19 protein-coding genes and 1 pseudogene are annotated in these 20,192 nt (G+C 48.8%); 6 read left to right on the forward strand and 14 right to left on the reverse strand.

The window, feature by feature from the left end; genetic code table 11:
- Nucleotides 1-171: 171 nt before the first annotated feature.
- From L370_RS05355 to L370_RS05325, 8 genes are all read right to left on the reverse strand, one after another.
- Nucleotides 172-909 (reverse strand): YoaK family protein, encoded by a 738-nt coding sequence (locus tag L370_RS05355; protein WP_023335514.1) that lies wholly within the window; start codon nucleotides 907-909, stop codon nucleotides 172-174.
- A 155-nt stretch (nucleotides 910-1,064) separates the two neighbouring features.
- Nucleotides 1,065-1,688 carry a glutathione S-transferase family protein gene (locus tag L370_RS05350; RefSeq protein ID WP_023335515.1) on the reverse strand — a complete coding sequence of 208 codons (624 nt, stop codon included), beginning with the start codon at nucleotides 1,686-1,688 and terminating at the stop codon, nucleotides 1,065-1,067.
- Between the two features lie 59 nt (nucleotides 1,689-1,747).
- A complete protein-coding gene (hxsC, locus tag L370_RS0122105; RefSeq protein WP_023335516.1) occupies nucleotides 1,748-2,986 on the reverse strand; it encodes a His-Xaa-Ser system radical SAM maturase HxsC in 1,239 nt (412 codons plus the stop codon).
- Entirely contained in the window at nucleotides 2,983-4,440 is a 1,458-nt protein-coding gene (hxsB, locus tag L370_RS05345; RefSeq protein ID WP_023335517.1) for a His-Xaa-Ser system radical SAM maturase HxsB, read from the reverse strand. The genes hxsC and hxsB overlap by 4 nt, the downstream gene beginning before the upstream one ends.
- A gap of 218 nt (nucleotides 4,441-4,658) precedes the next feature.
- Nucleotides 4,659-5,036 carry a His-Xaa-Ser system protein HxsD gene (hxsD, locus tag L370_RS05335; protein ID WP_023335519.1) on the reverse strand — a complete coding sequence of 126 codons (378 nt, stop codon included), beginning with the start codon at nucleotides 5,034-5,036 and terminating at the stop codon, nucleotides 4,659-4,661.
- 45 nt (nucleotides 5,037-5,081) lie between these two features.
- Nucleotides 5,082-5,396, reverse strand: a complete 315-nt coding sequence (locus tag L370_RS23480; protein WP_155858047.1) for a hypothetical protein — start codon at nucleotides 5,394-5,396, stop codon at nucleotides 5,082-5,084.
- A gap of 325 nt (nucleotides 5,397-5,721) precedes the next feature.
- Complete coding sequence (locus L370_RS05330) at nucleotides 5,722-6,903, reverse strand: MFS transporter (protein WP_032666601.1); 1,182 nt, start codon at nucleotides 6,901-6,903, stop codon at nucleotides 5,722-5,724.
- Nucleotides 6,904-6,951: 48 nt separating this feature from the next.
- A complete protein-coding gene (locus L370_RS05325; protein ID WP_032666602.1) occupies nucleotides 6,952-8,079 on the reverse strand; it encodes an alpha/beta hydrolase in 1,128 nt (375 codons plus the stop codon).
- A gap of 113 nt (nucleotides 8,080-8,192) precedes the next feature.
- On the opposite strand from L370_RS05325, the gene L370_RS05320 reads away from it, so the two are divergent.
- Nucleotides 8,193-9,077 carry a LysR family transcriptional regulator gene (locus L370_RS05320; RefSeq protein WP_023335522.1) on the forward strand — a complete coding sequence of 295 codons (885 nt, stop codon included), beginning with the start codon at nucleotides 8,193-8,195 and terminating at the stop codon, nucleotides 9,075-9,077.
- 332 nt (nucleotides 9,078-9,409) lie between these two features.
- A complete protein-coding gene (locus tag L370_RS05315; protein WP_023335523.1) occupies nucleotides 9,410-9,865 on the forward strand; it encodes a hypothetical protein in 456 nt (151 codons plus the stop codon).
- A 53-nt stretch (nucleotides 9,866-9,918) separates the two neighbouring features.
- Here L370_RS05315 and L370_RS05310 read toward each other — a convergent pair whose 3' ends face one another.
- Nucleotides 9,919-10,320, reverse strand: coding sequence for a YybH family protein (locus L370_RS05310; RefSeq protein WP_023335524.1), 402 nt, complete (start codon nucleotides 10,318-10,320; stop codon nucleotides 9,919-9,921).
- Between the two features lie 307 nt (nucleotides 10,321-10,627).
- On the opposite strand from L370_RS05310, the gene L370_RS23485 reads away from it, so the two are divergent.
- Complete coding sequence (locus L370_RS23485; protein WP_155858049.1) at nucleotides 10,628-10,996, forward strand: hypothetical protein; 369 nt, start codon at nucleotides 10,628-10,630, stop codon at nucleotides 10,994-10,996.
- A gap of 779 nt (nucleotides 10,997-11,775) precedes the next feature.
- Here L370_RS23485 and L370_RS05305 read toward each other — a convergent pair.
- Nucleotides 11,776-14,397 (reverse strand): HD domain-containing protein, encoded by a 2,622-nt coding sequence (locus L370_RS05305; protein ID WP_219811099.1) that lies wholly within the window; start codon nucleotides 14,395-14,397, stop codon nucleotides 11,776-11,778.
- A 726-nt stretch (nucleotides 14,398-15,123) separates the two neighbouring features.
- On the opposite strand from L370_RS05305, the pseudogene L370_RS22955 reads away from it, so the two are divergent.
- Nucleotides 15,124-15,369, forward strand: a pseudogene (locus L370_RS22955) (transposase); the annotation flags it as partial.
- A 334-nt stretch (nucleotides 15,370-15,703) separates the two neighbouring features.
- Here L370_RS22955 and L370_RS05300 read toward each other — a convergent pair.
- The 3 genes from L370_RS05300 to L370_RS05290 form a co-directional block, all read right to left on the reverse strand.
- A complete protein-coding gene (locus L370_RS05300; protein ID WP_023335526.1) occupies nucleotides 15,704-15,919 on the reverse strand; it encodes a DUF6500 family protein in 216 nt (71 codons plus the stop codon).
- A 92-nt stretch (nucleotides 15,920-16,011) separates the two neighbouring features.
- Entirely contained in the window at nucleotides 16,012-16,329 is a 318-nt protein-coding gene (locus L370_RS05295; RefSeq protein ID WP_023311527.1) for a YebG family protein, read from the reverse strand.
- Nucleotides 16,330-16,405: 76 nt separating this feature from the next.
- Nucleotides 16,406-17,386, reverse strand: coding sequence for a nitrilase family protein (locus L370_RS05290; protein WP_023335527.1), 981 nt, complete (start codon nucleotides 17,384-17,386; stop codon nucleotides 16,406-16,408).
- 100 nt (nucleotides 17,387-17,486) lie between these two features.
- On the opposite strand from L370_RS05290, the gene L370_RS05285 reads away from it, so the two are divergent.
- Entirely contained in the window at nucleotides 17,487-18,401 is a 915-nt protein-coding gene (locus L370_RS05285) for a LysR family transcriptional regulator (RefSeq protein WP_023335528.1), read from the forward strand.
- Here L370_RS05285 and L370_RS05280 read toward each other — a convergent pair.
- Nucleotides 18,325-18,675: a helix-turn-helix domain-containing protein gene (locus tag L370_RS05280; RefSeq protein WP_032638191.1), complete on the reverse strand. Its 351-nt coding sequence runs from the start codon at nucleotides 18,673-18,675 to the stop codon at nucleotides 18,325-18,327. The genes L370_RS05285 and L370_RS05280 overlap by 77 nt on opposite strands.
- Nucleotides 18,676-19,011: 336 nt before the next feature.
- Here L370_RS05280 and L370_RS05275 point away from each other — a divergent pair, with 336 nt between their 5' ends.
- Nucleotides 19,012-20,187: an efflux RND transporter periplasmic adaptor subunit gene (locus L370_RS05275; RefSeq protein WP_023335530.1), complete on the forward strand. Its 1,176-nt coding sequence runs from the start codon at nucleotides 19,012-19,014 to the stop codon at nucleotides 20,185-20,187.
- Nucleotides 20,188-20,192 lie beyond the last annotated feature (5 nt).

Genomic DNA, 20,192 nt, shown 5'->3' on the forward strand with positions numbered 1-20,192 from the left:
GGTTCCAGCGAAGGGGTAAAATCAGTAACCCTATGAAAACAGTGACAACCTCGGGTTAAGCCTTATGGCGTAAGGGCTGATAGAGGGGCAGGCAGAATAGTCCTAAAGCGATTTTCCAGATGTGACAACGTCACATCTGGAGGGCTCTTACGCCGAATATCGGCCGTTATCTTATAAAGAGGCACGAACCCGTCGAACCCGCGTCGAGACGGTGATAATTGAAACGATAGCGACCACGGCGAGCATCAACCCGAGCGCCAGCATGGCGTTAAATCCGATCCATCTGAACAGCAGCAGCCCCGCGATACCGCCCGTAATAAACGAGAACAGGGTGGTTAAATGGGTTTTCAGCTGGCTTTTTTGCGCCGCCGTATCCTTGGAGTAATCCCTGCGCAGCATCGCCACCAGTACAGAGGCCAGGGATATCCCCGCGTCCGTCAGCGTGCCGGTAATGTGCGTCGATCTCACCCGTCCGCCGGAAAGCTGCGTGGAGGTGGAATTGTGAATGCCCATCAGGCCGCACAGAAAAAGAATAATCTCACGATTGCTGGTGAGGGCATGAAAATACATCTCATAGAAGGCGACGCCGGTCAGCAATATCCCCTCAACAAACAGGATCTGGCAAAAAATCAGCCTGAGGTTATGGATAATGCCCCATATTACAATCATGCGGGCAAGAATAGCGCCTGCGACAAAGGAGAGAATAATCGAGCCGAAGAAAATAATATCGCTCAAGTCGGTGGAGGAGACTTCGCTGGATAACTGTGAGGTGTTGCCGGTCATGTGTGAGGGGAAAAAGCCAAATGCCCCGAGGGCGATGGCGTTTAGCAAACCTGCCGAGGTCGCCAGCCAGAGAGCAAGCCGGCGATCCTCCTTATGCGTTCGTTCTTTCTTGAGTCTAATCAGCAAGAATACCTCCAGGATGAGCTTTGCCTGAACAGTCAGGCTAGCAAAGCGGTGCAACGGGCTGTCCAGGATATGGCTTAATTATTATTCCCTCTGGCGACTCTCAGGGTTTAGTAATTAAATAAAATAGCCTTGCTCAACATGGGGGTGTAAATACTTCACATCATGCCGTTATTGCCGTGACGCAAAAAAGCAGGGCGCTGGTTAAGACGTTCAAACCAGGCCTCAATCGCCGGCACGTCGGGTTTATTAAACGGCGTCATCTTCCAGCGATTCACCGACAGCCCAAGCACCACGTCCGCAAGAGTAAACGTCTCGCCCGCAGCAAAGGCCCCGGTGCGCTGCAGCTGGTTTTCCAGAATGGTGATGCAGTGGTTCCACTCTTTTATTCCCGCCGCAATGCGCTCAGGGTCGTTGAAGTCCGGGTTTTTACGCCCCAGCGCCGGGAAGACATAGCGCCAGGCGTTATTGAATTCGGTTGCCTGCCAGTCCATCCAGCGCTCAACGTTGGCGCAGGCCTGCGGTTCTGCGGGCAGCAGATCGTGACGTTCGGCCTTACGCGCCAGATAGCGGCAGATGGCGTTGGACTCCCACAGCACGAAATCGTCATCCATCAGCACCGGCACCATGGCGTTGGGGTTCAGGGCACGGAAGGCATCCGTTTCCGTTGAGGCAAAACCGCTGCCGTAATCTTCCTGTTGATACGCGAGGCCTGCTTCTTCGCAGGTCCAGAGCACTTTACGCACGTTGATGGAGGTGGTTTTACCGAGGATCTTGAGCATAGTGCTGGTGTCCTTTAGGGGAATAAACGATCAAAACGATACACCAGATTGAACAGACTTTAACCTCCAAAACTCGGGTGTTTTCTCTCCTGGTCTGTAACAAAAGGACTGATACGGTTGGATAACCAAAATTTATCCGTCGATGAACTGAAGAAACCGCAGCATGTGACGCGTTTCACACAGGAGGCGCAAACAGGGCTCCAGCTATTCTTAAAGTCGCTGATACTCTGTTTGCAATAGTCTCGAGTGTCTTCATTAACAATGCATAAAGGAAGGTTAAAGACCCTTACATCTATGCCATATAACTGAAAAATCTCGATTGTGGCGGATAGCGTATCTTTGTACTCCCAGGGATCGATAAATACGGCTTCCCGGTTCAGTTTTGCATATCCCATGTTCTCCATGCCCATAAGCGCTACATGCTTAACGAAAAAAAGATTTCGGGAAATAAATTCTGCCAGCGCAGTTAAATATTTTACCGTTACTTTGTTCAGTACAACGCGCAGTTCAATGTCAATCCCGTGTTTGTAGCAATTTAACAAACCGGCCATTGTTTGATCAAAAGCCCCTGCGCATTGAACAACATAGTCATGAATCTCTGAAACATGACCAAAGAGGGGGATGCCGGCGAGCAAATGATGATTACTTTTCTGTGCCAGACGCGCCGTGTAGTCCTCCTGGCTTAAGTAGCGGCCATTCGTCAGCAAGTGTATTAACGTCTGTTGGTTCCTTTCTGAAATCGCCTCAATAATATGAAGCAGTCCTTCGTTTAACATTGTCGGTTCGCCACCCGTAATACAGAGTGCTTCCGGAAAGTGCTTGTCATCAATCAGGGCAAGAGTTTTTAGGATCCGTTGCTCAGTATCACACTGGTTAATCGCTGATTCCGGCTTAGGAGGCTGCGGGCACATTACACAGAGGTTGTTGCAAACTTCAGTCACCAGGAATGCATTGTTCTGAGAGCGTGCACGAAATAAGCGATGGATCCGCCCCCGCTCGCTGATGGTTATTATATCGCCTTCACTGAATACAGTTTCTTCTGAAACGACGATAATCGGTGTCTCCACCTGTGAGATTAAGGCTTCAATGTTCGGATTGTTCTTTGTACAAATGATTGCGCGTACAGGGGGCAAAGCTGACAGTGGTATCGAGTTTCCCGAGGTCAGAAAGACAATGCTATCCGCTGCGATTTCAATTAATTCGACAGCGATTTTACCAAATAGCGCTGCCTTCAGGTGCCAGATGCTTTCTGCCTGAGTAGAAAGAAAAAGCGTATCGTCAGTGCATCGTGTTTTCATTTCATTCCCCATTGCATCAGAACACGACGGGTTTCGCGATCGCCTTCAACAAATCGTTTAATAACCATTGAAATAATACCTTTGTTTTTTAAACAGAAATCGTCTTTACCCGGATGACCATAAACTGAACCTGTTACCTGATAGCGGCGTATAGGGTCTGCGCCGCAGTAGGGTGCAAACGCACAGTCAGAACAGACGGGCAGGCAGTCATTGACTCCTGCAGAGGCAAGTTCTTGCATAGCTGAGCCGAAGAAAAGTTCTTCTGGGCTATTCTCAAAAACATTACCCATTTTAAAATGCCGATCGCCTGTTTCTGCCATCATTCGACTTTCATCGCTTGGGTAGATGTTTCCATCATAGTTATACAGTGTGACCCCAAAACCCGATCCGCAGGGGGACTGAAGATCCACAAAGCCCGTTGCCCAAGGCGTCATGAGCTTTTTCATGATCAATGCAGCATAGGATTCGCGAAATACAATTCCATCGTGATTAATGCGAATGATGTAATCGAGACTCTGCTCATAAAACGCCAGAAACTGTTCCGTGGTATACCCGATTTTATGAAAGTATTTTTGTGCGAAACCATAAGGATTAAGTTCGCGGATGAAAATACTGCGAAATCCCTGGTTTACATATTCATTTATAATCTCTTCAGCCATATCAAGACTCTGCCGGGTCGTTGTCATCAGTGCGCTAACTCTGTCAAATGCATTACGCTGTTTGAGTTTATTAAGCGTAGAAATGAGTGCACTCCATGCACCTGATTTTGCGTATTTACGGTTAGCATCGTGCAACGCCTGGGGACCATCAAGCGATGTGCTGATTGAAAAGTTATGTTCTAGCAGAAAGTCGAGATCTTCGTCATTTAACTCGCACAAATTTGTGCAAACCACGAATTGGATATCTTTCCGGATATTTTTCCTGTTGACTACTGCGACGGCCTGACGGATGAGGCCCATATTCAGCGTGGACTCTCCACCCTGAAATTCAAGCGTAAGCTTGTCCGAAGGCATAGATAAGAATAAATCAATACTCTTTTCAAGCGTCTCCGGACTCATATCATAACGAGATTGATCGGACTGGCAGCTCTTACGAGAGGCCTGACAATAGACGCAGGAGTTGTTGCAACGAACGGTGAGGACAAAAATATGGAGCTGAGAAAAGTTTTCCAGAAATGATTTCTTTGTTCTGTATCGTGAGGAGAGTAATGCGATCTGGTTGTCATCGATGCCGTCACTGACTATGTGTTTGGCTTTCAGTTCATACCAAAGCGCTTCATCTTCAATCTTCTCCTTATTGATGAGCGTAGTGAGTTGTGAAGGGCTAATACACATCCACTCGCCATAATCAGTCGAAAGGAAATAGTTTCCATTATCCAGTTGGCTGAATCTGAATGGGAGGAGTTGATATGACTGAGAAGCAAACTCAGCGGGGGATTTAAATCTAACGCTCATTGTGCATGATGTCCTGTATGCTGAGATCAAGGATGTTAGTCAAGAAGGTATTGATAATGAGAGGTGCATCTGAGAGATATGCTTCATTGATATTCATCCTCAGACAGAACGCCTCTTTAATGGTAAACTCTACACTCAAATAATCGTTGAATTGTTGGGCTACATTCTCTACGGCGCTTTGAGTATAAAAATGTGGATCAAGCTTGATTATCATCGTCTTATACTACCGATTTTAGAATATTTTGAGTGTCAGCCTGTACCCGATTTTCAACAAACACGGCAGCCGGAGAGAATGCTTTCCTGACGATCTCTTCATGTAAGATTGACGTTTCATCATGAATAATTTGACGCATCTGGTTTTCATGAAGCAAATGTAAAAAGTGCTTTGCTACGGTATTGATATCACTATCGCTTTCGTTTTTTTTGTAGATATAGATACCGACATCTTCATTTTCTGATTTGACGGCATGAATGAAGAAATCATCAGTAAACGCGTAGCATGTTTTCATTATAGCTTCACGGCTATAGAGTGTTTTGTTTAGGGGCAACAAAAAATATTCCCCTAATTCATTCTTTCCATGTTTTAGGTGATCCATGAGCTTCTCCTTCCAGAATGGCCAGCCTGCAGCTGGCCTTGAGTGTTAGCACGTAGAGCCAGGTGTGCAGGAATAATGGCTGGAATGGCTTGCATGACTTGAGTGGCTGTAATGTGCCGCGAATGCTTGTCCATCCAGAGAGGGCTTAGCCAGTAAAACAGACGTACCAGGTTGCTGTACGCTGTTGCTGGTGGCAACCCTGGACTGCGTTGGTGCAATTGTTGGTGTACTGCTGCTGGCGAACGCTGGGGCGCTCGCACCCGCTATCACCCCAGCAACAATACCCGCAACGACAGGTACGATACTTTTACCTGAAAGTTCGTTGACAGAGCCTTTTACGACTTTTGGCAATGCTTTCATCTGTAATCCTTATCATAGAACGAGAGATAACAGGATTGTTATCGTGAATATGATAAGGCACTGTGATATTCGATTATTATAATATTTATGTTTGTTGTTTGATTTTAATCATACAGCGAGTAAATAGATTTATTTCAAATTGGACATTGAAAGTGATCATGTAAACATTAATTATGAACCTAGTGAAATTAATTCATCTTTTATATGAATAGCCTGCTATCAATAATGTTAATTCTAGCCCGGGATGGATCATTAAATTAACGGCAGGCTAATATATACATTAAAAAATCATATCACTCTATTTTCGGTCAAAACATCGTATTGCTCATTTTTGACGCGATGTGATAAACGTCAACACAACCGCGCCCAGGAGCAATATTCCGCTCATTGCAAACGTGCTCTGCCAGCCGAGATGGTCGAATACCAGGCCACCGGCCGTTGAACCCAGCGCTATAGAAAGCTGGATCACGGCGACCATTAACCCGCCACCGGCTTCAGCATCTTCCGGCAGCGTTCGCGCAATCCATGTCCACCATCCCGTTGGCGCCGCCGTTGCCAGCATGCCCCAGAAGCCTAACAGCAGGGCAACGATCCACACGCTGTGACCGGTCAGTATCAACACGCCTGCTATGATGGCCATCAGCAGGGGAATGGCGATTAACGTCAGGTAAAATGCGGCGTTCAGGACCAGAGCAACGAGCAGTGTGCCAACAAAACCCGCGACGCCGATGGTGAGTAAAATCAGCGATAAGCCGGAGGGGGTGACCTGCGTGACGGTTTCGAGAAACGGCCGCACATAGGTAAACAGCGCAAACTGTCCCATAAAGAACAGGCCGCAGCCCAGCAGACCGATGGAAACCACCCGTTGGCGGAATAGCCGAAAGACGGATGCGCGTGACGCCGTATTTTTATTGCCGTTCATATCGGGCAGGCTAAAACGTTGCCAGAGGAATGCCACTATCGCCACGGGAACCAGGCACAGGAAGGCGCCGCGCCAGCCAACGGTGGCGCCGAGATAGCTTCCGAGCGGGGCGGCGACTACCGTCGCCAGCGCGTTCCCCCCGTTGAATATCGCCAGCGCGCGAGAGACCTGATGCTGCGGAACAAGGCGAATGGCCGTTGCGGCAGACATGGACCAGAACCCGCCGATGGTGATACCGATTAGCGCCCGGCCTGTCATGTAAACCAGATAATTTGGCGCGAAAGCGATAATCATCCCCGAGAGCGCCATCAGGAGCGTCATGCCCAGCAGAAGGTGTTTGCGGTTCATATTCCCGGCAAGCCGGGAAAGGAAGAGGCTGGTCAGAACCGCCAGCGCGCCGGAAATCGCGATCCCCTGGCCAGCGAGCCCCTCCGTAACCCCCAAATCTCTGGCAAGAGGGGTAAGCAGGCTGACGGGCATGAATTCCGAGGCAATCAGGACGAATACGCAGAGGGTCATGGCAAAAATACCGCCCCAGTGCGCGCGTTCCTCATTCTGTGAGGTGGTAGGGTTCAGAGTGGACATAGTCATCTTTCACGAGGGCCGCCCGCAAAACACGGGCGGCGGAGAGGTTTATTTCAGGTTGGTTTTGAAGAACTGTTCAAACTGGCCGAACGGGATTTTCCCGGCAGCATTGTCGTAGAGAGCGACATGGTTTGCGCCCGGAACAATCACCAGTTCCTTCTGCTTGCTGCCGACCGCTTTAAACGCATCTTCTGCAAAGTAGCGGGAGTGTGCCTTTTCACCGGTGACGATAAGCGTCGGGATAGTAATTTCCCCGGCGTAGCTCAGCAGCGGCATATTCATAAAGGATAATGGCGTGGTCGCGGTCCATGCGCCGGTGGAGTTGACGGAACGCACATGGAAGCCGCGCGGCATGCGGTAGTAGTCATAGAACTCCTTCAGTACCGGGTTCGGGTCTGCTGGCAGCGCCTCTGGCAGAATACGTTCCGCCGCCGTCACCTTGCCGTTCTCATCGACATAAATGTCATGGCCGCCGTGCGCGAAGGTACCGTTCTCTGCATCTTTCCAGCGCTGTGCGTTGAGATACTGCAGAACGGCGCGGCGGTCAGACGTTGAATAGCGATCTTTCCCGTCGCCCACGCCGTGGCCCATTGCCCGGCTCATGTCGTACATCACGCTGGTGGCGACCGCTTTCACGCGGGTGTCCATGGAGGCCGCATTCAGCGCCATACCGCCCCAGCCGCAGATGCCGAGAATACCGATGCGGTTACGATCAACCTCTTTCTGTAATCCCAGGAAATCCACCGCCGCGCTAAAGTCTTCGGTGTTGATATCCGGAGACGCGACGTTGCGCGGCTGGCCGCCGCTTTCGCCCGTATAGGATGGATCGAACGCCAGGGTGACAAACCCATTTTCCGCCAGGGTCTGCGCGTACAGTCCGCTGGACTGCTCTTTGACCGCGCCAAACGGCCCGCTGACCGCAATCGCCGCCAGCCTGCGGTCGCCGCGGTTTTTAGGAAGATACAGATCGCCCACCAGGGTGATCCCGTACCGGTTCTGGAAGGTCACCTTGCGGTGATCGACTTTGTCACTTTCAGCGAAGGTTTTATCCCATGTAGTCACCATCGAAACGGGTGCGTTTGGGTTAGTGGTTTCTGCATAACTCATTGTTGTCACTCCACTTAAGGATGCACATGGCAGCATCGCAACGGACAGTTTTTGGGTGAATGTTTTCATGAAAATGGACCCTGTGGTGTTGTGTTGCGGTCATTATAGTTAGCAGAAATAGTGCTGATTAGAGGCCGGAATCTGCTAGGATTCATATCATATTGTTATAAATAGGGGGCGTGATGGCGAAGCGGGAAAACTATAATGAGCTGTACCTGTTTATGCAGGTGGTACGGGAGGGGAGCTTCACGGGGGCTGCGCAGCGGCTAGGGCTGGCGCAATCCGGGATCAGCCGCTCGGTTCGCGAGCTGGAGGAGCGGTTGGGCGTTCAGCTTCTGGTCCGCACCACGCGCAAGCTGTCGCTAACCCACGCGGGGGAACAGCTTTACCGGACCGCCGAGTCCGCGTTCGATACGCTCGATACGGGCCTGGCGACCCTGGCGCACTATCGTCAGACGCCGTCCGGTACGGTGCGCATTAATGCCAGCCAGCATGCTATCGACAAATGTCTGCTGCCAAAGCTCGCCATTTTTAAACAGCGTTACCCGGACATCAGGCTGGAGCTGATGAATGAAAGCCGCTTCGTCGACATTATCGCCGAGCGGTTCGATGCGGGCGTCAGACTGGGGCCGGAAGTGGGACAGGGAATGATTGCCGTACGCATCACGCCTGATATGGAAATGGCCGCAGTGGCTGCCCCGGAACACTTCAGACGCTACGGTTTTCCCCAGACGCCTGCGGATTTAGTGGCGCACCCCTGCATTGCCTACCAGCTTGCCGACGGTAGTGACTATCAGTGGGAGCTGGTGCAGGACGGGAAAAAAATCACCCATCGGCCAGAGGGGCAATGGGCGCTGTCTGACAGCTACATGGAAGCCGAAGCCGCCCGGCTGGGGCTTGGGCTGGCCTATGTCCCGGTGGAGCTGGTGGCTGACGATCTGGAGCGCGGAACGCTGATCCGGGTGCTGCAGCGCTACAGCCTACGCATGGACGGGCTGTACCTCTATTATCCGCACCGTAACGTGTCGCCCGCGCTGAGAGCGGTGATTGATACGCTTAAAATTTAGGGCCACGTTGTCATTCTGGAAGGCGCCTCGCAAACCGCAAATTAACCGCGTGAAATTCAGGGTTATGTCTTTTCTTCAACCGATCGGGGTCGTAAAGTGCCTGCGTTGCGGCACATCCGCAACCGGGCGTAGGAACCCGCATCTACCATATAGTGACATTTCGTATGTCGCGGCAGCGCCGATCCCGCTACAATTGCGGTGGCGCTGGCGGAGCAGCCGCAAGGCTGGCCGTTTTTCTATATGGGCGGTATTCCTACCTCTGTCAGCGCTACCCCCCGAGCGTAGGAACTCATTGGGTGGTTAAATGAACTGCATATAGAAGGATGCCTTGTATGGCTACTATTCCAACCCTGACTCATCTCCCGTCTGACGAAAACGTCATTCTGCAACTTATCTCCCGGCCGCTTCCGGCTGATGCCGATCTGTTTGTCGTCGCCGACAACTGCGCCGCGCTGGTAAGCGTGCTGGTCGAAATCGAGGATGCAAAGATGTTTACTGCGCTTTGCGAGCGTCTGCTGCACGCCCTGCGTAAGCTGAGAGAACTCTGCGATGTCGATCTGCCGCCTGACCTGATCGCGCAATTGATCATGGGTGAGAAACTGAACTCCTGCGTGCCGGACTGCTGGCAGGACACCCTGACTCAGGTGGACTATGTTCTGGCGCTGACGCAAGCGGTTATGGGTGGAACGCTGCCCGCTCACGTAGCGAAAGAGCTGACGGGCCTGCTGCACGATATGGTGTGGCTGCTGGCTGAGTTTGTGAGGGAGCCGCGCATCACTGCACATTAAGTGCGCGGGCGTGAAGGGGCGACAGCGCCCCTTTGAAGCGGTGATTAACGTGTTCAGTTCACGGTATCCAGAAGTGACGTACCGTAGGAGTTGTCGATGGTACAAAGCCAGCGACCGTCGCTTTCTTGCCGAAAAACATAGGTCGCGCGGCGCGACATTTCCGTTATCCCACCCTGACCATCAGGAAAACGCAGAACGGTTTCCATGATAACGAGGGCATTATCACCCCCTTCGATTACCTGCATCTCCCCTTGTTCGACGCTCAGCTGATCTTGAAAATAGTCAGAGATGGCAATAAACGCGCTGCGGATGTTTTCTTTGCCTTTAACCGTCATGCCGGGCTTGACCACCAGAGCCGCATCTTCGGCGTAGTACTCCATCAGGGCATCATAGTTTTTAGTGGTGATGGCGTGGTCACAGGATTCGATGATCTGGCGTAGCGGATGTGGAGTCATGCGTGATTCCTCGTTGATGGGGGGGAACGCGTATTAACATAACAGGCTGGCGTGTTTGTATAGCTACCAGGTTTTGTGGCGGGGGGCGTTGGTGGGGAAGTTGAGGGAGGTAACGTTAGGTCTGCTATGAGCGAAGAGCGGACGTTTGCATGACCTGCTCCCTGCTGATTAGTACTCCCCGGTGTTAGTAATGTTTTCATAAGCCACCAGCGGAATATCAGAACGGAAGGGTAATGAAAAACCATTTTTTGTACTATCAAAATTTGTACTAATTTTATGGTTAGGTTGCCTCCATCCGGAGATTCTTATGAGTATGCGTTACTCGTTTATCACCAAGGTTGCCCTAGTGATAACTCTCATATTTTCAGTATTTTGTGGAATAAATAGCTATCGAAAGAGCCTTGCCCCCGATTATATGGTTGATAATTCCAAGCTAGAAGTATTAGCTATTCCAGGCTCAACGCTTAGTAGCATAATTCGTGGAAATGGAACTGCGGAGGAAATGCTGGATTTCATTGAGATAGGGAAAAATGCTATATCGAAATATCCCCACGAGACGCCTCCTGGTATTGGAAACAGAGATAGGGTATACAGCCGGTTTATAAAGACTACTCGACACTATGGACATGGAGAATCACTCCAGACAAAACGGGTGCACACACTATTACCATTCTAATTAACACTATTCTACCAAATGACCAGCCAAACGCTTCAATCACCAATGAATATGAGGTCATTATTACTGAAGGCACGTGGAGCAAGGTCAGTCGTTACTTTGGCCCCATAATTTCTGAAGTGCTCAAATCTGAAATAGTAAGCAAATTGGTTTATGCGCCACTTCTTGCTTTCATTGTGTGGTTGGTACGGCATATTTGGCGTTTGTTTTGTCGGAAGAGAATACAAGCTGCCGCAAGAAGGGAGGACACTTCTTCGGCTTGATTGAGATGGTGGCCCATGCCGGGTTCGAACTGGAGACCTGGCCATTATGAGTCATAAAATTGGCATGTTTTTAACTGTTTGTCATTGTCACTATTACTAGGGCCGTTATGCCTACCTGACCGAAAAGCACAGGGCGCTTTAGATTTTGGAAGACAGGATTAAAAACTATCAACGTCAATTGGATAATAACGTTGTGAATTTTTTGGGTGTTGGATAAATACTAAGAAAATTATTTAAATTTAACTGTGGTGGCAGGCATCTATAATGTAAGCGTTATAGATGCTTGTAGATAATAAAAAATTGGCTTCTATAATATCATCATAATATACATCAGTGTTACATGGTATTAGGGTGATTTATTATTGCATGCGTACACATTGTGGATGGGTGTCATAAATATTATAATAAATGAGTTTTTTCGCCTGAATTGTGTTGTTTATTTTTATGTGATGTTTCATCTATATTGATAAAGGAGAAGAATATCTCTTCTCCTTTAAGTGATGTTTAACTTTTGTCTCAATTAATTATTGACTTGACTATTAACCCGTCATTTGAACCTAACAAGGAACGTCCTATATCTTTTTGAATGGAGAAACCTGGAGTGTATCCACGCTTAATAATTTCTCGATATAGGCAGTCAAGAATGCTGTAATTATTTACGGGAGTTCCTTGCTCCATTTCTAGGGAAAGGAAATTTGAATTTTTTAACGCTTTTATGAGGGTTTTACCCGGCACTGATTCTATTTGACTGTGAAGATCAATATGCTCCATATATTGCGACTTAATAAATATAATTTCTTCTTTTAATGAGATATCGGCTAATTGTTCGAAAGATAATATCTTGAATTCGTTGTTTTGAATGACTGTAACATTTGCCACATTAATTGGGTCAACGCCGAAATGACAAAGATTATATGCTAGCATGGATCTTTCTAATGGCGCCATCCCATCATTTTCCAATATACTTACTTGTTCAGAAGCCCATGATTTTATAGCATCATCAGATGCAGAATATCTATTACCATCTCTTTTTGCTGATTTAGGCAAGTAGTCGATGTAACCTATATAATACTCTCCACTTCGACTATGGATACTACCACAGAGACCACCAATAGTACTTAGGCTTAGAAAATCATGTTCTAAAGAACGCGATGTGGAAATTGCCGCTAAACCATGCCATTGTCCATTTTCAATAATTGGCCTTAACCTGTGAATGTTTTTATCTATATAATCTGAAATATGAGGTGGTTGATGAGCTGCATAAGAGATTTCCTTTAACCAACTGATATAATTTGTTTCTTTTGTTATGTCCTTATGGATTTCTACTAGATCCTCATCATTCAATGAGAAGAAAACTGACACATCAAGTGCGGCGCATATCGATGAAATGTATTCCGCAACAGTTATTTCAATATTTTTAGCCCCTAATTGGCTGCGCTTTATTATAACGTTGCTCGTGTTATTTAATATTTCTTTCTTTAGATTTAATTTTATTTGGGTGGAGATGTTTGAGTTGAAATCATCTGGAGGTGTATTTTTAAGAAGAGGTCTTAAAGACAAACCTTTATTAAAATTTAACTGCCGTACATCTGAAAACCCTCCATTCCATGGTTTACTGGAGACCCTAACTTTGTCAGCCCCCATAAAGACAGAGTAGAATCCAATTCCGAATTGACCAACGGGTTTGAACTTAGAGGAGCGAAGGCCTGGAAACTCACTTTGTACCAATGAAGATTTCCAAAAGCTTGTACCAAAATCTAATAATGGCCCAGTTAACACACGCAAAGACATGCCAACTCCATTATCTTCGATATACAAAGAAGGCTCATCGTTAGCGGACTTCACGCGAATGGTTATTTGACCTACAAAACCACTTTCGATTTCCCTTCTAGCATGTATTGAATCACGTGAGTTTTGTATTAGCTCTCTAAGGATTACCCCAAGCTTATCACATCCTTCGCCATAGAGTTTCTCACCTCCTAGTGATTTTACGAGATTTTCGAGATTGCCAACATGAATTTCGGCAGCACAAGGGTGCCAACCATCAGTCTGAACATATTTTGACATTAACTCCGGAGATTCTATTCCTTTTACTCTCTTAACTCTAAATTGAGGAGTTTCATTGTGCCTTGATTCCAGTAAAGCATTAGATGATCTTATTTCTTTTTCAATCATATTGATTGTGTCATAGACAACCCACCACGCTTCAGATTCTTTCTCTAAAAATTTATAAGTTGAAGTAAATAATAATGTTGAGTGTGTGTTGTCTGATTGGTCTAGATCGACAGAGGCTAATTTGTTTTGAGCTTGCCAATGGGTATATGAAATGCCTCTTCTTTTTATTAGGGCGTGAAGAAAATCTGGGGCTCTTTCATTATCAATGTGGGCAGCATCTGCGCAACGGACCATGCAAGCAATTTTTATAGGATCAATTCTCCACTCACGTGGAAAACCTGGTAAGACGTTAACCTGGTCAGGTAATTTACTGGCAACATCTTCAATCGACCAATGATGGCTTGCTGCAATTTGACCAATTAACTTTCCGAGATGCTTCCTGAGGTTGTTATTTTCTAATAGATATAATGGAGTATTAGTTTCTGGGTCTAACCAGTTTTTTTCTGTCAACAATTCTGCTTGATGCGCATGGAGAGCTCTCAGTGCCGAAAAGTCTGCAATTTTCTCTGCTTCTTTAACATCGGACATACTCTCAAAAATGCTGGCATATGAGTCTTTCCATATATCGGTTTTCCTGATTCCATCGACTCCACCGTCAAAAGCTTCAAAGCACAAGGCTGAATCATGTAATAATACTGCGCCACCGAATACAAAAGCCTCAAGAGGGTTAATAGGATAATTTTCGCCACAAATTAGGTCAGCAACTTCCCACAGTGCATCAAGATGGCTTATGTCATGTTGTGTTAGCCCTGGTAATACTGCTGATATTTGTGCGACTAAATGAGTTGCATTTTCTCTAAATTTGATAAAAGCTGTTCTTAGCTCGTCACGTTTCTCTTTGTATATATCATCATTCACATCATCTAGTGTGCGAAGCCACAACTTTGTATGTTTTATTCTTTCTAATGACAATTTATTATCCTCCACAGTAACCGATAACAATATAGTATTTTGCTTACACATATCCTTTTCATTTAAACCTGTCCTACTCAGATAATGTGGAAAACACCTAAACGAGATTCTCAGCTTCAAAATGTTCCGCGTATAGGCAGCCACATGCACTGTGACGACACCATTTATTATAACCATAGTTGAGCTAATTAAACACTGTTCTTTGCATAGTTTTTGGCTGGAAAAATGTTTATTTGAATGAACACCTTCTCAGGGGATATGAACGCGCCAACACTGTCATATCAGTGACAATTAATCCTGCAGATTATTCCATTCATTCAGGTCCGGCATTTTTAACAAACGATTTTGGCCACTGCATTCTGCAAACAATGGAGCTTAAGACGTTTATACGACCATAACAACTATAGGGAGTGCATTATAACCAAGCAATGTAGACATATGGAGATACCTAACATCAAATGGTGGCATGTATATACTGGTTAAACACTACCGCCAATTGCGGCTAGCATCTTTCAGCATATCGTACAGCACCTCAAATTCTAAGAGGGATACACTATCAATGAAAGCAGGCTTGTTGTAGCACCAACTCTTAATTTGACTTAACATGGGACTTTGCCGATACGACGTGCATATGTCGTGGGAGCAACGCAATTGATGCTTAGTTGTCATGATGAATGGCTGGCGGTAAGGTGAAGTGCGTCTTTAACTTGAGAATGAATCGCCACAGATATAACAGTTACCTCGGAGTCATTTAAAATAGCTTAAACAGAAGTGCATATGCGCAGTAAGCGTTATCCTGAAGAGTTTAAAATTGAAGCAATTAAACAGGTTGTTAATCGTGGTTACTTTGTTTCCAGTGTTGTAACACGTCTCGATATTACTACCCACAGTCTTTATGTCTAGATAAAGAAGTACGGGTCGGAGTCTTCAGCCAACAAAGAACAGTCAGGTGCTCAGGCTGAAATCCGCCGTCTCCAGAAGGAGTTGAAGTGGGTTACTGACGAACGGGACATATTAAAAAGGGAAGAGTTTCCATGTTAAATACTGCCACGCGGATCTCATTCCATTTTGTATTGTTCATGCAGCTATAAAGCATTCGAACCTCTCAGGATTTGCTCTCGACAGATTAACACGCTACCTGAATAACAATGTCAACTTCTGGCACAAAGCGGACCGCACCAGGATCAACAATTACGCTGTTAGCGCCAACGTCAAAGAAGCAGCGGATGCTGCACAACACGCGATAAGAAGCAGGCTTACGTGCGCAGCGACCATTGGCAGACTGGGCTCAGAGGAGTTATGCTACGGTCAGAGCGATGAAATCCCGCAATGCTACCGGCCATCCCGCTTTAGCGTGTTAAAGGGCTAAGACGAGCTTTCTGATCTTTTCCGCCTTTTCAAAATGGTCCAGCTTCATCTCCATAATCCACCAGTGGGCCACTTCCATAAGCAGTTCAGGATCGTCATTTTTATTAGCAAAAAAAGCATAAAACGAAAGCCCAACATCGCTTCCCTTAGAGGCGATTTTTGAATCACAGATCCGGATAATCTTTTCCTTCATTCCTTGCCGCACGCCATCTCCTTTACTCTTTCATGTTCTGACTAAAAAAGCCGTAAGCAGTGATCTGCTTACGGCCTCCGGAGCAGTGATGATTTTTATGACAATCAGGCCGCTTTCACCGCCCTGATTTTTTTCGTGTCAGCCGCGTCGGATTCAGTTTTATCCGCTGCAGCTGGGGCATTGAGATCGGGAAGCTTGCTGGTACGCAGAATATGCTGCACGGTCTCTTTCTGCTCGGCGAGATACAGGCCAAGATTTTCCGCCTGCGTTTCATCCATCTGCATTCCGCTTTGCAACAGCCAGTCGGTGAACGCGTCTGCCATATCGAGCAGCTTGTCGTGAGCGTCAGCCTCTTTCTTACTGGCAAATGTCATTTTCTCTTCACCTTTTCTTACGACAACAAATTTTGTTTCAACAGCCATTTTGCGCACCTCATACTGTAATTATATACAGTATAGCAGTTGCAATTTAATGTTGCAGCTAAAAATTGTCCACCCTTTAGCGGGCAGGGGGCACATTCGAAAAGCGGGCGCTGATCGCATCACGTTCATAGCCCTGGGGCTGCGTCAGTATCTGGTATAAATCAGGGCGGCGACCGTGGATCCAGCGGCGTCCTGTGCTCATAGCAAGCAGGCTTAAATCGAGTTCAGCGCTCACCATCGCATCTTCGGCCGCCCAGGTTTCATTCACGATCCTGCCATAAGGGTCGAGGATCATGGCATTACCCGTGCGCACTTCGTCGTCATCGGCACCGACACCGTTGCTGAAGAGAAGAAATAAGCCGTTGTCATGCGCGCGGGCTGGCAGCCAGCGCATGAGCCATTCACGACCGCTTGGCCCTTTGAATGCCGCGGTAATTTCTTCCTTGCGCGTTTCCCGCTCCTCCCAGAGCGCCAGCGGAATTGGCTTCATCCCGTGAGGGCTGCGGGAATCGGTACCGCCTGTTTGATGCGGGGCGAGAAGAATATCGGCACCCAGCAGCGCGGTCGCGCGCACGTTTTCGACCAGATTATTGTCCCAGCAAATCAGGATGCCGACCTTCACCCCCCACGGCGTATCAAAAACGGTAAAGCTGTCCCCGCTGCTGATGGCCGGATGTTCAAAAGCATGGAGTTTACGATGCGTATGCATTGAGCCGTCCGGCATGCAGGCAACATACGCATTGTACAGTCGGCCATCGTCGGCGCGTTCAATAAGACCCGCGCCAATCAGCATTTGATGTTTTATCGCGAGGGAGCGAATGAGCGTCAGGGAAGGGCTGTCTGCAATCGGCTCGGCCAGCGCAGACACCTCCGCTGCGGTGAGCTTGGGAACATGCCAGTAGCCGGTGATGCACATTTCAGGAAAAGTGAGAATCTTCACCTGCTCAAGCGCCGCCTGTTCAATAAATTTCTCCATTATCAGGAGATTGTATTTTTTGTTACTGGCCTGATGCTGAAACTGTACGGTTGCCGCCTTTAAGGATGTCAGTTTGTTCATGATGCGTCTCCGGTTGTGATCGAGACTGAATTACATAACGATTGCCGATAACTGTATAATCAAATCATTTCCTAATTCGATAACCATCTGGAATGCAAAAATGAACACCCGGTTGCTAAAGGCCTTTTTGATGCTGGCTGAAAAAGGAAATTATGCCGATGCGGCGCGGGCGCTGTTTATCTCGCAGCCGGCGTTGACCAAACAGATTAATCTCCTCGAATCCCTGGTGAAGATGTCTCTGTTTTCACGAGGTCGTCACGGCGCAATGCTGACGGCCAGCGGCAGGCGTTTGTTGCCGGAGGCTGAAAAAGTGGTCAGGCAGACCCAGCAATTTATGCAGCATGCTGAGCGGGTATCGAAAGGGGTTGAAGGGCATATTTCCGTCGGGTTCGGACTCTCAAGCTTTTATCTGGCGCCACGCTGTATCGCTGACTTTCGTCGGGACTACCCGGAAGTAGAAATGTCATTGACGGATCTGCCTTCCTTCCAGCAGTACGAGCGATTGCAAAATGATGAGCTGCAGGTCGGTTTTGTCAGGGTTCCGCCCCCCGTGGCGCTTGAATACCTGCCGTTATTTACCGATCGGCTGGTCCTGGTTGCGCCCGCCGCGTCGCCAACGCTGTCTGTCGCAGAGTGGCTCGCGAAACGCCCTCTGCTGCGGCTGTATGATGAGCGAGGACGGGGTTTAAACGCGCAGATTGACCGCTTCCTGCATGACAACGGCCTTTTCATCTCATCGACTCAGCTGACTGACGATATCCAGACTATCGTCGCGATGGTGGTTGCGGGTATCGGTGTGGCCATTTTGCCCACCAGCGTGACGCATATCGCGCCGCCGGAGCTGGTGCTGATTCCGCTAACGGGAGAGTCAATCAGCTGGACGGTGGGGATCGCCTGGGACGCAGGCAGGGAGGATGTCATCCGTGACAACTTCATTGCTAGCGTAGCTGCTGCGTTTCCGGGGCACCCATGCTCCGCCGCCATGCCCCGGGCGCCTGACCATACTGACGCTTAAAGCTGCGGTTGAAGGACTGCTGGGAGTCAAAGCCCAGCGCGATCGCCACGTTCAGAATCGGTTCATCGCTGCGGGTTAAGCGCTCAACCGATTTTTGCAGCTTTTGCGCGCGAATATACCCGGCGAGGGGATAGCCCGTATGCTCTTTAAACAGGCGCTGGAGGTGCCATTTTGAGTAGCCGGAACGCCTGGCGACGGACTCAATGTCCAGACGGCTATCCAGGTTGTTGTCGATCCAGTCGAGTAAATCATGCATAAATGCGCCAGTGTTCATCTGGTTACCCCCACGCTGCCTGTCAAAAAGTATCTTTGTCTGTTGCATTAAAAGGTGGCGCGTTTTTGCATTAATTGCAAGTTTTATTGTTGCATTTAAATCCCTGAGCGAAACGGGTCTTTTCACATCTGCTCAAATAGCACATAAAGTGCAACAATTATTCTTGCACTTAGTTAAGCGCCTTCCTACAATCGCCGCGATAGTGTATTCGCAACTGTTACAGTTTTGTGGCGATGAACGACACAAATGGCCTTAAGACAGCCACCGGACAAAGGAAGTGGCGCGGTGCCTCCTGCTGCGTCTTGCCCGGCGGCGACAATTACCGGAATAAAAATAATGAGCCTGCAAAAAACCTGGGGTAACTTTCATCTGAACGCGCTGGGGGTCATGTTGCTCTCCGTGCTGCTCGTCGGATGCGACAACAGCGTCGCGCAAAATGCCGCGCCGCCTGCGCCCGCCGTCAGCGCGGCTGACGTGGTGGTGAAATCCATTAGCCAGTGGGATAGCTTTAACGGTCGGATTGAGGCGGTGGAGAGCGTTCAGCTTCGTCCGCGCGTTTCCGGCTACATTGATAAAGTGAATTACACCGACGGCCAGGAAGTGAAGAAGGGCGAGGTGCTGTTTACGATTGATGACCGAACCTATCGCGCGGCGCTGGAACAGGCGCAGGCGAACCTGGCGAGAGCCAAAACCCAGGCCAGCCTGGCGCAAAGTGAGGCTAACCGTACCGATAAGCTGGTCAATACCAACGTTGTCTCCCGTGAAGAGTGGGAGCAGCGTCGTTCGGCCGCCACTCAGGCGCAGGCCGACATTCGCGCCGCACAGGCGGCGGTTGACGCCGCGCAGCTTAACCTGGACTTCACCAAAGTCACCGCGCCTATCGACGGTCGCGCCAGCCGGGCGCTGATCACCAGCGGGAACCTGGTGACGGCGGGCGACACCGCCAGCGTCCTCACCACGCTGGTGTCGCAGAAAACGGTTTACGTCTACTTTGACGTGGACGAGTCAACCTACCTTCACTACCAAAATCTGGCCCGCAGCGGGCAGGGGGCGTCCAGCAATCACACGGCGCTGCCGGTTGAGATTGGACTGACGGGTGAGGAGGGCTATCCCCATCAGGGCAAAGTAGATTTCCTGGATAATCAGCTAACGCCGAGTACCGGCACCATCCGTATGCGCGCGCTGCTGGATAACGCGCAGCGTCAGTTCACGCCGGGACTGTTTGCCCGCGTGCGCCTGCCGGGCAGCGCGGAGTTCAAAGCCACGCTTATCGACGACAAAGCGGTGCTGACCGATCAGGATCGTAAATACGTCTATATCGTCGATAAAGAGGGGAAAGCGCAGCGTCGTGACATCACGCCGGGCCGTCTGGCAGACGGTTTACGCATCGTGCGGCAGGGGCTGAACCCTGGCGACAAAGTCATCGTCGAGGGTTTACAAAAAGTGTTCATGCCGGGTATGCCGGTTAACGCGAAAACCGTTGCCATGACCGCCACCAGCGCCCTCAACTGATCCCT

Source organism: Enterobacter sp. MGH 24 (genome assembly GCF_000493015.1).
Taxonomy (GTDB): domain Bacteria; phylum Pseudomonadota; class Gammaproteobacteria; order Enterobacterales; family Enterobacteriaceae; genus Enterobacter.

Bases quoted from the DNA above. Each gene is read 5' to 3' on its own strand.
- L370_RS05350 (WP_023335515.1), bottom strand. From the start codon at position 1,688: ATGCTCAAGATCCTCGGTAAAACCACCTCCATCAACGTGCGTAAAGTG.
- hxsC (WP_023335516.1), bottom strand. From the start codon at position 2,986: ATGAAAACACGATGCACTGACGATACGCTTTTTCTTTCTACTCAGGCA.
- hxsB (WP_023335517.1), bottom strand. From the start codon at position 4,440: ATGAGCGTTAGATTTAAATCCCCCGCTGAGTTTGCTTCTCAGTCATAT.
- hxsD (WP_023335519.1), bottom strand. From the start codon at position 5,036: ATGGATCACCTAAAACATGGAAAGAATGAATTAGGGGAATATTTTTTG.
- L370_RS23480 (WP_155858047.1), bottom strand. From the start codon at position 5,396: ATGAAAGCATTGCCAAAAGTCGTAAAAGGCTCTGTCAACGAACTTTCA.
- L370_RS05330 (WP_032666601.1), bottom strand. From the start codon at position 6,903: ATGTCCACTCTGAACCCTACCACCTCACAGAATGAGGAACGCGCGCAC.
- L370_RS05325 (WP_032666602.1), bottom strand. From the start codon at position 8,079: ATGAAAACATTCACCCAAAAACTGTCCGTTGCGATGCTGCCATGTGCA.
- L370_RS05320 (WP_023335522.1), top strand. From the start codon at position 8,193: ATGGCGAAGCGGGAAAACTATAATGAGCTGTACCTGTTTATGCAGGTG.
- L370_RS05315 (WP_023335523.1), top strand. From the start codon at position 9,410: ATGGCTACTATTCCAACCCTGACTCATCTCCCGTCTGACGAAAACGTC.
- L370_RS05310 (WP_023335524.1), bottom strand. From the start codon at position 10,320: ATGACTCCACATCCGCTACGCCAGATCATCGAATCCTGTGACCACGCC.
- L370_RS23485 (WP_155858049.1), top strand. From the start codon at position 10,628: ATGAGTATGCGTTACTCGTTTATCACCAAGGTTGCCCTAGTGATAACT.
- L370_RS05305 (WP_219811099.1), bottom strand. From the start codon at position 14,397: ATGTGTAAGCAAAATACTATATTGTTATCGGTTACTGTGGAGGATAAT.
- L370_RS05295 (WP_023311527.1), bottom strand. From the start codon at position 16,329: ATGGCTGTTGAAACAAAATTTGTTGTCGTAAGAAAAGGTGAAGAGAAA.
- L370_RS05290 (WP_023335527.1), bottom strand. From the start codon at position 17,386: ATGAACAAACTGACATCCTTAAAGGCGGCAACCGTACAGTTTCAGCAT.
- L370_RS05285 (WP_023335528.1), top strand. From the start codon at position 17,487: ATGAACACCCGGTTGCTAAAGGCCTTTTTGATGCTGGCTGAAAAAGGA.
- L370_RS05280 (WP_032638191.1), bottom strand. From the start codon at position 18,675: ATGAACACTGGCGCATTTATGCATGATTTACTCGACTGGATCGACAAC.
- L370_RS05275 (WP_023335530.1), top strand. From the start codon at position 19,012: ATGAGCCTGCAAAAAACCTGGGGTAACTTTCATCTGAACGCGCTGGGG.